General features: G+C 39.6%; 11 protein-coding genes and 1 pseudogene. 1 reads left to right on the top strand and 11 read right to left on the bottom strand.

Annotated features, from left to right (window positions below; translation table 11 throughout):
• Positions 1-101: 101 nt before the first annotated feature.
• A pseudogene (locus tag BN202_RS08345) lies at positions 102-308 on the top strand (Bcr/CflA family drug resistance efflux transporter); the annotation flags it as partial.
• 100 nt (positions 309-408) lie between these two features.
• Here the strand turns inward: BN202_RS08345 and BN202_RS08340 are convergent.
• From BN202_RS08340 to BN202_RS08300, 11 genes are all read right to left on the bottom strand, one after another.
• Positions 409-1,770 carry an MFS transporter gene (locus BN202_RS08340; RefSeq protein ID WP_019220198.1) on the bottom strand — a complete coding sequence of 454 codons (1,362 nt, stop codon included), beginning with the start codon at positions 1,768-1,770 and terminating at the stop codon, positions 409-411.
• 254 nt (positions 1,771-2,024) lie between these two features.
• Positions 2,025-3,119: a cytochrome P450 gene (locus BN202_RS08335; protein ID WP_019220197.1), complete on the bottom strand. Its 1,095-nt coding sequence runs from the start codon at positions 3,117-3,119 to the stop codon at positions 2,025-2,027.
• Between the two features lie 22 nt (positions 3,120-3,141).
• Complete coding sequence (locus tag BN202_RS10575; RefSeq protein WP_425277565.1) at positions 3,142-3,495, bottom strand: tRNA-dependent cyclodipeptide synthase; 354 nt, start codon at positions 3,493-3,495, stop codon at positions 3,142-3,144.
• Positions 3,496-3,593: 98 nt separating this feature from the next.
• Positions 3,594-3,914 carry a tRNA-dependent cyclodipeptide synthase gene (locus BN202_RS10570; RefSeq protein WP_083859174.1) on the bottom strand — a complete coding sequence of 107 codons (321 nt, stop codon included), beginning with the start codon at positions 3,912-3,914 and terminating at the stop codon, positions 3,594-3,596.
• 281 nt (positions 3,915-4,195) lie between these two features.
• Positions 4,196-5,365, bottom strand: a complete 1,170-nt coding sequence (locus BN202_RS08325) for an MFS transporter (protein WP_019220195.1) — start codon at positions 5,363-5,365, stop codon at positions 4,196-4,198.
• A 615-nt stretch (positions 5,366-5,980) separates the two neighbouring features.
• Entirely contained in the window at positions 5,981-7,222 is a 1,242-nt protein-coding gene (locus BN202_RS08320; protein ID WP_019220194.1) for a DUF2087 domain-containing protein, read from the bottom strand.
• 10 nt (positions 7,223-7,232) lie between these two features.
• The gene (locus BN202_RS08315) at positions 7,233-7,988 is read right to left on the bottom strand and encodes a hypothetical protein (protein WP_019220193.1); all 756 of its coding nucleotides are present in this window, start codon (positions 7,986-7,988) and stop codon (positions 7,233-7,235) included.
• Positions 7,989-8,114: 126 nt separating this feature from the next.
• The gene (locus BN202_RS08310) at positions 8,115-9,308 is read right to left on the bottom strand and encodes an MFS transporter (RefSeq protein WP_019220192.1); all 1,194 of its coding nucleotides are present in this window, start codon (positions 9,306-9,308) and stop codon (positions 8,115-8,117) included.
• Complete coding sequence (locus BN202_RS08305; protein ID WP_019220191.1) at positions 9,305-10,495, bottom strand: hypothetical protein; 1,191 nt, start codon at positions 10,493-10,495, stop codon at positions 9,305-9,307. Before BN202_RS08305 ends, BN202_RS08310 begins: the two co-directional genes overlap by 4 nt.
• A gap of 66 nt (positions 10,496-10,561) precedes the next feature.
• Positions 10,562-10,711 carry a hypothetical protein gene (locus BN202_RS10010; protein ID WP_019220190.1) on the bottom strand — a complete coding sequence of 50 codons (150 nt, stop codon included), beginning with the start codon at positions 10,709-10,711 and terminating at the stop codon, positions 10,562-10,564.
• A 427-nt stretch (positions 10,712-11,138) separates the two neighbouring features.
• Entirely contained in the window at positions 11,139-12,227 is a 1,089-nt protein-coding gene (locus BN202_RS08300; protein ID WP_019220189.1) for a YrzE family protein, read from the bottom strand.
• Between the last annotated feature and the right edge of the window lie 273 nt (positions 12,228-12,500).

Here is a 12,500-nt window from a genome sequence, read left to right as displayed (position 1 = left end):
AGGAAAGCGGAGAGAGGTGCAATGGAGCGCAAGTAAAGGGAGATGCAAAATTTTAGAGCTTAAGAAGCCCCTCCGTTGAGCATTCTTTTGTAAAAATGATGGCGGCATATTTTGCTTATATTGTAGAGTCGCCTTTTTTACTTACAAGTTTGGGTTTGCCAGCAAGCTATATTGGTGTCTCATTCCCTATATTTTTGGGAAATCTTACAGCGCGGTGGCTTTTTAAGCGAGAGATTATGGAAAAAACTGTAGGGCGTGGATATATTATTTTTGTGATAGGAGGCGGGCTTTTTGCTCTGCAAATGTATGAAGGGTGGGGTAGAGGTTCCTGTATATTGGTATTTTTCAACCAAACAAATGCTGTATGATCATAGCATTGCAAATGTTATAGTCTTTAAACAAAGCATCTCATAAATTTGCGCTCTTTTCTTTACGTAATAAGGAGAGTGTGAGGCAAAACAGTAAAAATGCAGAGATAGAAAAGAGGAAGAATATGAGATATGTTTGCTTGAGGGAGAGGTATCCTTTTGTTAGCGAATGAAGAAAATAGCCAGCAAACACTCCTCCTAAGGCGCCGCCTATTTGCTGTAATATGCGTGTGATAACGGCTGTATCTTTGACGTATAAACGATTGACATATTGGATGGGCGCGGACAGACATACAATGGTGGTAATACCAAGTCCTACGCCTCTTAGTAAGAACCCCAGTCCATCGATGCTTATATGATAACCAAAGCATAATAACCCAAAGCTTGATATCACCAAACCAATGCCTATCATGAAAAAGGGAGATTTTTCTTTCCATTTCTGGTAAATAAATTTTCTTCCAATCCATGCTCCTACCCCTTGCAGTGCAAGGACCGCGCCGATGATGAGAAGGCTCTTTTCATGGGGCTCTGCCATGGCGTATGCTAATGGGAAATAAACCAGAAAGCTGTAAAAAAGAAATGAAGCAATAAGCCCCATGATCATAAGCAATGTGTAGCGTGCATTTGTAAATCCGCTAAAGACGATTAATTTGTTTTTTGCGTTCTGATTAAAAACAATAAAGCATATGAGAGAGAGCACCGCTGTAAGTGCTAGGATATATACGGTGTTGTTGTTTCTATTTGCGGCTTCTGTGAGATAAAAAAACGAAATAAGGGATATGGAAAAGGCTAAAAATGCAAGTAAGTTAAATTTTGTTTTTTCTGTTTCGTTGGTTTTTAAATATTTTGCTCCAATGGCGACTGCCAAGAAAATAAGCGGAATATTGATAAAAAATAACAAGCGCCAAGAGACATACTGAGCAAGTGAGGCACCCACCAATGGACCAAAGGCAGGAGCAAAAACTGTGGGTACGGCTATGGTGCCCATGGCTTGGCGCACCCGTTCTTGTCCAAATTGTAAGGCAATAATGGTTTGGCTTAGGGGCAACAAAAGACCGGTTCCAAAACCTTGAACGATACGAGCAGATATAATAGTTTGAAAGTCATAGCTTAATCCTACCCCCAGCGATCCAAGCATAAAAATGAAGTTTGCAAGCAGCCAAGTTTTTTTAATCCCTATTCTTCCCTGTAGAAAAGCTGCTATCAAAAGCCCAGGAACAGTAGCGAGAAAATAGGAGGTTACAACCCATTGTATATTATCGTTCTCCGTTGAAAAATAACGCGCAAGGTCAGGAAGGATGACATTAACAATGCTTCCATCCAGCAAGGGAAGTATACTGGAGATAATGACAGTATAGATGACACACTTTTCTGATTTGCTATAGAAATCTCTTTTTTGCATTCTTATGTCCCCTGCTGGTATTCTTTACACGATTGGTTCTGTTCCATAAATCACAGGCTTTGAGAAGGGACAGCTGTTTGTGAAGGCTGTGAAGATATTGGGATGAATGTGATTGAGAGTGTCGGTGGTTTTCCTCAATGCTTGTCTCCTGATTTTCCCCCCAGATATTCCCCTTGTGTAAAATCTCTTTTTCCCCAAATAAAGCTCTTGTTGAAGCGGATCTTGATGAGTTTATCTAAGAAGTTTGTTTGCTGTCAATTCTTTCTGCATGAGAGCAAGATAAAGCCTACACAAACATGCATACCTGCTCCAAAGGCTAAATGGTTTGCGGACTTTATAAAATCTGTTCCAGTTTTTCCAATCCGTTTACGCTCTAGTATGAAATGATTAGGATCTACAAAAATATCAGGATCACGGTTAGCAGCTCCAATCATGCAAAAAACAAGAGAATTGGCTGGTAATGAAACTCCTGAGAACTCCATCTCTTGATTGGTCTGGCGTGGTATAAGCTGAACAGGAGAAGTGAGACGTAGTGTTTCCGCTATCGCATCGCCAAGAAGCGTCCTATCATTTTGAATTTTTTCTAATTCGTTTAGATTTGTGAGTAAATGATAAAAAAGATAGGCTAAGGTTTTATCAGCGGGCTCTATGGCCGCTAATAACATATTAAGAACAAGCGCGACTATTTCAGAAGTTGTCATATTGTTACCATTATCTGTTTTCTGACATAAAACAGATATTAAGTCGTCAGATGAATTTTTGTCCCATTCTTCTATTAGCGGCGTTAGATAAGAAATGATATCTTTGCTACACGATAAGCTGAATTCTTTTTCCTCATCTGATTGGTTAAGGCTGGTAACAAAAGATGCGATACCCTTGTGCCACATCGATATATCCTTGTAGCGATCTATCGGTAGACCTAAGACCATTAATGTAACAAGCACACTATAATCTTTTCCGAATTCATTAATAATATCTATTCTTCCTTTGATAAGATACGGTATAAGAAGCTGATCTATTGTTTCTTCAATAATTGAAGCATAGCGTGTGCGGAACATTTTTCCAGTAAGTTTTGAAAGTACAGCGTGCCGCTTGCTATGGTGCTCATGCCCTTCCATTTGGGCTAATACGCGATCACCCATTACAGGTTCGGCTCGAACGGCTAAGGGGGCTGTGGTAAAGCGGGAATCTCTCAAAATTGCGTTGACATCTTCATATCGGCCAAAAAAATAAGCCTTAAGACTTTCATCCCAGAGAACAGAGTTTGAAGAATGTACATTTTTGTATGTATCGTATGGATTTTTTTGGAAATTTTTATCCATAACATTAAATTTAATAACGTGGCGCACTACTTGTTCCCTCCCTGAATTTCTAATTATAAACGAATTCTTTATCATCAGTTTGCCTACATATTGAAACAATTCCGTGGCCTTGTTGCCTATCAACATATAGAGGTGATTTGCTGCTGCGCAACAACTCCCCTATTGGCCATTCACGATGGTAGACCAAAACTGAGCTTTCTATATTGAGTAAAGATGGGGTATTTACGTAGAATGGTATTTCATCGAAAATATATTCAATAGAAATATCTGTTGTGTCTAAACACTTTATTTCTTCAGTCGATAATCCCACGCTTTTTGCTCGACACCCAACTGCTTGGATTGACATTTTTGTGCATAATTCACTAAATGTTGAATTTTTTTGTACAAATTTATAGCTTTTGATTTTAACACTTTATAATTTTCATTTTGCTTGTATTGAGAGAAGTCAAGAATGCGAAATGGCTTTTCTAAATTATTAAAATTCTGAATATTGTATAATATTCATCTTATACGATTCAGTTCCTTTTTCGTTTTGCTCTCTGCTTTAGTCTTAGTCGATCGGGATGACAATATAAGAAGCATTGCTGATTCTATATCTGGGAGCAATATATCAATATCTTTGAACTTCTTTGCACTCCAACATATAAGCTCAGTGATATATTTTTCCGAAAATCTTGAGTTGAATGGGCTTATACCGATCATAAGATGCTGCTTCATAGCGATTAAACGAGAGCAGTTTTTTGATTGTCCCCTTATAGAAAATGAAAAGCCGCTATTGACTTCTATTTTTTGTAAATCCACATTTACCCCCTTTACCCGCATTTTATCATGATTGGTACGGAATATATTTAAACTAATAACCAATCATTGTATCAATATATAACAAATTAATTATACTGTAAATATAATAAAGAATAGTTGATCCGTTGAGTTACTATAAGGTACACACGGGTATTTATATTACCTTAGTTATGGCCATAAGCAAATTTCCAGATTCGATGGTTGGAGTTTGATGTTTATTCCAGTTTGGTGCAATCTCTTCTGGGAAGAATATGAAGTCTTCCTGCCTAATAAGAAAGGTAGAAGTAAGTAAGAGCTTGAATTTATCTTTTTGCTCTTTTCATGAAGAGCAGGAGAGAGAGAGAAGTAGCGCTGATGGATGCAATGCTTAAGAGTTGCCAAACCGTTAAGCCAAAAACAGCTCTGTTGTATAAGAGAGAACCGAAGTAACTTCCTGCCATTCCTCCAAAAGCACTCGACAAACTCATGATGCCAAATGCGCTAGCAATGAGGCGCTCATCTATATTTGTTGCATCATAATCGAGGCGTATACGCATAATGATTTCGGCAAGGGTAAAAAGGGTGATCGCTAAAAAGAGGCTAAGGTAAGAATGATCAAGAGCGTGGAAAATAAAGAATGAGAGCCCAAAAAATACAAAGGATAACACTATAGGTGTTTTGTCCTTTTTTTTACATGCCCATCTTGAGACAGGGATTTGGAAAAAAATGACAATAAGAGCATTGAGGAGAAAAATGTATGAGGGGGCACTTCTACCAAAAGTTTGGTCAGCAAACAGAGGGAAAGTTACTTCGAGTTGTGTGTAAAAAAAGGTAAATAAAAACGTAAAAAATGCCACATCAAGCATCGTCTTGTTGGTGAGCAGTTTTCGAAAATCAGAGAAATTTATTTTACTGCGTGTGCTGTTTCCTAGACTTTCTTTTAATGTGCAGTTGAGAAGAAATAATAAAATAAAGATGAAGCCAACCAAGCTAAATAATAGGTGAGGCTGAACTTTTAAAATGAACATGCCAAGTAATGGACCAATGGCACTTCCTATGTTGGAAAAAACTGATCTGATGGCTAAAATATCAACTTTGTCAGCTTGAGAGACGTTTTTTACTAAAAAAGATTTTGCTGCAGGAAAATATATACTGCTTCCTAGTCCAATGACGATGCAGGAGAGGAGTAGGAGGTAAAAGTTATGCGTAAAACCAATGATGAGATAGCCTGGAATCCGCATCGCTAAACCCAAAAGCATGGTTTTTTTGATATGTACATAATCGGAAAATATTCCCCCTAAAAGAGAGCCTGCTCTTTGACACCAAAAAGCAATACCAATGATGGTACCCACTTCTATTGCACTGAGAGAATTCAATTTGCTTAAATAGATCGCCAAAAAAGGAACGACCATAAAGAATCCAACATTGCTTAGCAAATTCGTTATGAGAATGAGTTTTATGCTTGCTTTGAAATGAAGGAATTTATGTAACATTTTATTTTTAATTGCACTATTGATTTTATTTGTTTTAAAGGATGCCCTTTATAGTGCTGTTCTTAAAGTTATACCAGTGGTGAAAAATCCCAATACTGGTTGACCCATGAGGTTTGAGATTTTTTTGTTTCTGTAAGCTGTAAGGTGAGAGGTGTTTATTTGTGCACTGTATATTTTAAGTGTATATGCTTAAATATTCTGGTTGTTTTTGCATAGAGAAGGACTTGCTCTACAAAAGTTTGGGATATCAATCCTATACGAAATAATTTAGGCTCTCTTCCACATGCACATTCTCACAATCCTTTGTAGATATTGGTGTTAAAAGCTTGACAGAGTGCTTTACCAATTTGTCCCCTTGGTTTATCGCAGATTTCTTTTCATAACTGCAAAGCTATAGTCGGTCATGATAAACTCCCTATGTGCAAGGTTATCATGAAAAAAGAGAGGGGCAAGGATTGTTTTAATTTACGCTTTTATATCCTGTCATTCTAGTTTTTTGTCTCAAGGCAGGGTTGTTGTGTTTTGTGCGTTCTGCCCATTCCTTAAGGAAGGATTATCAGATTTACTTTAAATTCTTAGTTTTTAAAATTTTTGTCTCAAAAGGTTTGGTATTTTTTAGCGTATGCGTTGATATTTGCCCCCATGGCGTTGTAAAAATCCTCTTTCAACGAGGGTGCGTCGTAATCTGGCAAAATCTACCGTAAAGAGGTTGCATATCTTGGAGATTTCCGTTTCGCTATAGCTTTTTTCCTTTTGAAAGGCTTGGGCAATTCTTGTAAGCATCTCTTCTGTTTCTAAATGGCGGTCGCTTAAATTTTCTCTCTCCCGCTCATGTTTATTTTCTAGCATTTTCCACAGTGTCTCTTCCGCTTGAAATCCTGCTGTTGTGTTTTGAATAAGACCAAGATTCAAAAGGCGATTGATCGCTTTGTGAATGGTTTTCGCATCATAATCGACAGTTTTTAGGATCTCAGAAAGATTTTTCGCACCAAGGATAATGGCGGCATAAACAGTGCGCAGTGTTGCTGAGGTCATGGCAGAGATCAGTGAATTGGCTTTACTGCGTTTGTGAAGTGTTTCTTGTCCCATGGGCAAAAGATCATTGCGAATGGGCAGCTCATTGATCTCTATGAGTTCTGCTTGGAGCGATTGTGTTCGTACAATTTGTTCTGCAGGGGTGCGTTTGCGAATAATCCCCAGACCACTTTGGCGATATTTGTGGTTTTCGGGGAGGGTTAAAGCCTCATAGGATCCATCAAGACGGTAGAGAATTTCTTCCCACAAAGGGGTTCTGACACCTCGCACCCGTTGTTTTCCATTAAGAGCAACGGGTGTGGTCATGGTTGGTTCATGCAAACAGAGATAACCACCAGCGGTGATATGTTGCCAAAGTGTGATAACAAATCGCACATCATCTGCCGGCGTTCCAGCATCAAGCCAAGCAAAATCTATGGGTCCCCAAGATTTGAGAGTGCTTTCATTGAGAGAGAAGAAATTTTCATGGATGAATGTTACGGTATCTTTTTCAATACGCTTGTCTTGGAGCAGTTTTTGCCATGCTTCTTCAGCGGATTGACTGTCTACTGAAAAATCATCAATGGTGATCAATCGTGGTTGATAATTTTCAAGGACTCCTGAAGGGTCAAGCAAAGCTGTACGTTCTTCCCAAGTGGGGGATTGTAAGAGTTTTTTATCCTGTTGCCATGCTTGTTTTGCTTTTTGCAGTGCTTTAGCAATCAAGCGCGTGCTATCCCCCGCACCGATTTCAAGAACTGTACGCGGTCTTGCCATTTGAATGAGTGTGTAAAGAAGCGGGGCAGTGTTTTCTGTTCCCATACCAGGTCTTATCAGGGGCATCTTTTGATCCTTATTCTTTTACCAAACGCAGCATTCCTGCTTTGACAAGAAAGGTTGTTGTTTGTTCTATGGGGTGTTGAAGATGCATTTCTGTTGTGGCTTTTTGCAGGAGAGGTTTGTTTTTTTCATTCAGCCGGATTGTGCGTCCGTTGAGTTGATTAATGGCAAGGGTGCCAAGAGGAGAATTGATAATACGACATGTTGGCTCTCGTAAAAGCGCTGTTGCATGATCTGGAGAAAAGGCTTGTTGATTTGTTTGAATGAGACCGTGTCGCAACAAGGATATCAAAAGATTTTCTGCGTTAAAAAGGCAACCGTTGAGTTTGATTTCTTTCAAGGATTGAACGCAACAACCTTCATGAAGCGCTGTAAAGGTTTCTACATCAAATCCACCAAAAACTCTGCTTTTGGTGGAAACAACGGTGATAGGTTGAAGTTGGCGTTTGCCAATGAGTGCCGGTTTATTTTTTATGATTTGTACGTCCTTTGCCCATTGAATGTGTGCTAGGGGGGCTAATTTGCGTGGGTAAACGGCAAAAGAATAGATGGCTATGGGTGGTGTGGGTTTTTGTAAGGCAAGGGTATGGATGTTTTCATTTAAGTCATGTAGCATGGTATCTGCTAATTGCCATACATAACCGCCTGTTCCGTGGTAAAAATTTAAGCCTATAGGATCTTGTTGCATGATGTTATTGGTTTTTTTTGCTTTAAAATATAAAGTTTTGGTAATGGTTGTTCGTTGCTCCACACTCAAAGATTGCTTCATAAAAGTCCTATCGGTTGCTATGGGGTTGCAGGGGGGAGAGAATAATTTGACTGGGATTTGATCGGGTGGTGATTGTCATGTCCTTTTTTAGCATGGTTTGCTTGCTGGAATAGATAGCAAAGTCTGTTAGGCATGATCACCTTCCTTTTTTTGCAGAGCGCTGTTTACGATAAAGCCTAAGATGCCTGTGATCATGGTGGCAATGCCGATGATAAAGAGTGTGTGTTGGGTATGGTGCACTTTTACAAAACCTGCACTGATAAAACCAATGCATACGGCTGTTTGTATGATAAAGATATAGGCAGGCATTTGGCTGTTTCGTTGTTCTTTCTGGATAGCTTTCATCATAAAACTTGCCATCAGGGCATTTTGCACACCGTTGGCACTCCCAAGAATAAAAAATGAGAACATCATGAACCATGTGAAGTTTGTTAAAGAAAAGCAGAAAATGGCAAAGCCAATGGTTGTAGCAGCCAGTGATGCACCGGCGGCATTGCCAAAACGGTGGAAAAGGCTAGAAAAGCAGAGTGGACCAACCACAAGACCGAGACTTATCATGCTGCTGATCATGCCATAGGTTTCTGCACTGAAGGAGAGCTCGGTGCGGATGCGGACAATCGACAACACATTGAGAGCAGAGGTGAGTATGATGGTAAGGGTGAGAGGGGCAAGAGCATAGACAACCTTTTTTTTACGCAAGAGCCCTGTTAAGTCTAGCCCCTTTTTGCTTTGCTGTGATGGGTTTATCGTTTTTTCATGCACTTTTAAACTTTTAAAACAGTATGTGGTGATCAAGGCTGCACAGAGAACCATGATTGACAATGAAAAGAGCCCTTTTTGCCCGTTTGATAGACCATACAACATGCCTCCTAACAGTGGTCCGGCAATATAGCCAAGATTACGAACCGTTTGGATGATACGATTGATGCGGTCTAGTTGCTGATCATTGTTTGCTAATTCAGGTACAGCAACAAGGATAGCAGACCAAAAGATTGAACCAGCACAGCCCAGTGCAAAAGAAAGGGCAATATAAAACCAAAACTGGTTGGCAATTGCGGCTGTAGCTATAAAGAGTGCTTCAAATAATAAAACAACAGTCACTGTGTGTGCTGGCTGGAAGCGGTGCAAAAGACGCGGGGCAATGGGACCTGCACAAATTCCTCCTATAAGCCCTGCAAAAAGCAGCATGGAAATGGAGGCTGTACTTTCTGCTAAGTGTAAAGCAAAAGTGACTTGAGCTGTTTCATCGGCAAAGCTGCTCAAGCTCAAAACAAGAAAAAGTCCTATTTGGGCAAAAATTATGGATTTTTTCTTTATCACAACGCCCCCCAACATGCTAAAGCTTTTACGGTTTTTAAAATTTCCTCCTGCCCATATCTATAGGATTTATCATTTAATTTTGCTAAATCTAGTTTTTTTCTGGATGAAAGTTGAGAAAGAAAGTGCTCTAGAGGAGAGCTATATTCAAAACTGGCACAATGCCCATTGGCAGCGATGAGGAGTTCTTTTGTTTCAGTTAAGGGCACCCATTGGAGGGTTGCAGACGGGCGAAGAGAGATTTCATTTTCAATTTCAGAAATATCAATAAGGGGGCGACCGACGCATAAACGTGAACTTGTATCGCTAATTAATTGAGAAACCAGCATATGGCGTTTTAAGGTACCATTTGCAGTGGCGGATTTTAGTGTGGAGTGTTGAAAAGCATTATCAGGGTTTAAATTTACTCTTCCTGATGTGCGGATATCATGTCGCGTTCGATTATCGAGATGGAGTAAATGCATGACATAATCTCTATGGTGTTGTGCATCGTGGGCTGTTTCCCAAAAAGCGACATTGATATTCACAGCAACCTTTTCTCCCGTTTCGGCAACATGGAAAGCATCATGAGGGAAGTAGGCAACACGATCTGTCAGATTTTGCAGCGCAGTTGCTGTTGGTTTATGCTCTTCATATTCAGGATATTTTAACCCTTGAAGGTCTTTTCGTGTGCTGGGCCATGCAAACATTGTTTTGCCATCCTGTAGCGTAAAAGCAAAATTATGAGCATGATCCACATGGATTCCAACATGGGTAGAAGAATACCGGCCAATAAAGCAGTCAATATCTACGCGTCCACCAGGCCTAAACCCTAAAGAATGTGCTAATTGATTTGCAAACTGCTTTGCTGCGTCCCACAATACAGGGGTTGCAGCATATAACCCATAATACATGATCGCCCATTCTTGTCCTTCGGCATATTGGTCAACGCGGTCAGTATATTCTTCTATAGTCCTGTCCGTGTCTAAAACAAGAAAGTTTGGAAGAGGATGTGGACTCCGCACCCCATTGATTATCGTTACTACTTCGGATTTAGGCTTAAGAGCTAAGAGTTTATGAGGATGTAGTGCGTATTGCTTTAGAGCATCCAAAACATCTCTTTCATTGAAAGGGATGTATGAAATTGATAATTCAGCTGCTTGCTTAGCCCAAATTGTTTGAGAAAAGCCCTCTGAAAATAATTCAAACATGCTCTTAATAATATGCTTAATTTTTAAAGTTAGATGTATAAATAGATCTGTATCAACAATACATTATTAAACTTCTAGCGAACCATTCATATCAAGTTCATCTTGATAAATTTGAACATCGCTGCGCTGAGCGTATTTAACATTCTTCACAATTGGCACAACTTCGTCAGCAGCCAACTCAATAACATCTTCTACTTCATTAAATGAAATATTCATATATTCCTCCCCTTATAATTATAAATAAGCGATAGTTTAAAAAACTATTACATTCTCAGACTTGGCATGGATTTATTTTTTTGTCAAATGCTCCTCTCCCAAGATATTAGAGCTAAAATTTCTTCCTTCGCATATCTGGTATGGTTTATCGTTTCATTTTGCTTTGTCTAGTTTTTTGCTGAAAGTGGAAAAAGGAAACTCTTTCAATAAGGGCTGTATTGAAAACGAGCATAATATCTCTTTGCGATGATAAGCTATTCTTTTGTGTTTTTTAGTGAGGAGCTTTATGAGAGGAGCAAGACAGTAAAGTTTTCTATAGGAGATGCAATGATAGAACTATATGATAAATAAAGTGTCATCAAAAAAATGTAAAAAAAGCTGCACAAATCTGTGCAGCTTTTTTATGCTCGCTGGAAAGCTAGAAAATTTAAAGCTGCAAAAAGTCCCTGCGGCTTCTATAACCATAATAACCAAAAATACTCGAAATGACCGCCCCTATTAAACTGCCTAAAAAACCCCACCATCCAATCTTGGAACCACCGTGGCTCAATCTTGTCACGGTCTTTTGAGAGCCCTTGATGGTATCTTTAAGATTGTCAGAGAGGGTTTCAGCCCATTCTTCAAGCGCTTTTATCGCTTTTGTCGTTTTTTCTTCTGCCTTTTGATAGACATGAAGGGCACGGTTGGTTGCTGTTTGTGCATCCGCACGGGGCATGCCATCTTTTATGAGCGCATTGATGATATCGCTACGATCAAATTTTGTCGTCAGATCTTCTAGGCGATCAGAAAGACGTTCACCAAGATTTTTTAAAGTCTTGCGATAGTGAGATGGGTCCTTTTTAAACGCGGTGATTGCTTCCCCAATATCGCTGAGCGCTGCCTGATAGGATTGTTTTAAACGTTCAGGATTGAGGGCAGGTATATCACTTTTGTTGAGAAGGCTGCGCAATTCATTGCCAAGTTGCTCAAAATTGATGCCATCTTCGCTGTTTTTTGTCAAAAAATTTGCAAAATCCTCGCTGTTTAATTTTGCAAGAAGAGGCGAAATGTTTGTTTTAAAGCTATCCACGGTTTGTTGGATTATGGAGCTGTTTTCTAGAGCCGTTTTCGTCCCTATTTTTGCTGTGCTTGAAACCACATGGATGGCTTGGAAGGTCATCAGCAGAGTTATAAGAGCCCAAGTGAGAAAGCCATGCAGGCTTCCTGAGGTTTCAGCAAAACGCCCAGCCACAAAGCCTCCCAAAGCAAGACTTATCAACATAACGATAAGAGAGCCTATGCCAAAGGAAAGGAAAGAGCCCCCAAAAGGGGTTGAGGAAGTGAAATCCATTTGGCCAAATCCTAAGGCTGCTACCAAAAAGGAGAGGCAGATTGAGGTGGCAAGGGCTGTCACCAGTCCGGCAAAGATGGCTGACCATGAAATGGGTGTTTGGAAAAAAGGATATTTTGTCTCTAAGGATGTCTCCCCTAGAAAATGTGTATCGAAGGGTGTGTCTTCGGGAATGCGGGTTTCCATATTTTTATCTCCTTTACTGATGCTGGAGATAAAATGCTTCCTGCTCCATTATGTTCCAAAAGTGATCCATTGCCCCCAAAGGCACTAAGAATACTGAAAAATGACAGTATCTGGAGAAGAACCTCCAGCAAATGAAGGTATTGTTTATGGTATTGGCCTTCTTATGCTGGACAGGGGAGAGGAGAACGGTTTTTTATGTAATATTCTTTGAGAACTTTTGGAGCATGATTTTCTTGCTGATTCATGAAAAACGCTCTAGGGAAAATAAAAAAG

Origin of the sequence: Bartonella florencae (assembly GCF_000312525.1) — a bacterium.
Classification (GTDB): Bacteria; Pseudomonadota; Alphaproteobacteria; order Rhizobiales; family Rhizobiaceae; genus Bartonella; species Bartonella florencae.
Note: the sequence above shows the minus strand (reverse complement) of the source record. Positions and strands in the feature narration are given on the sequence as shown.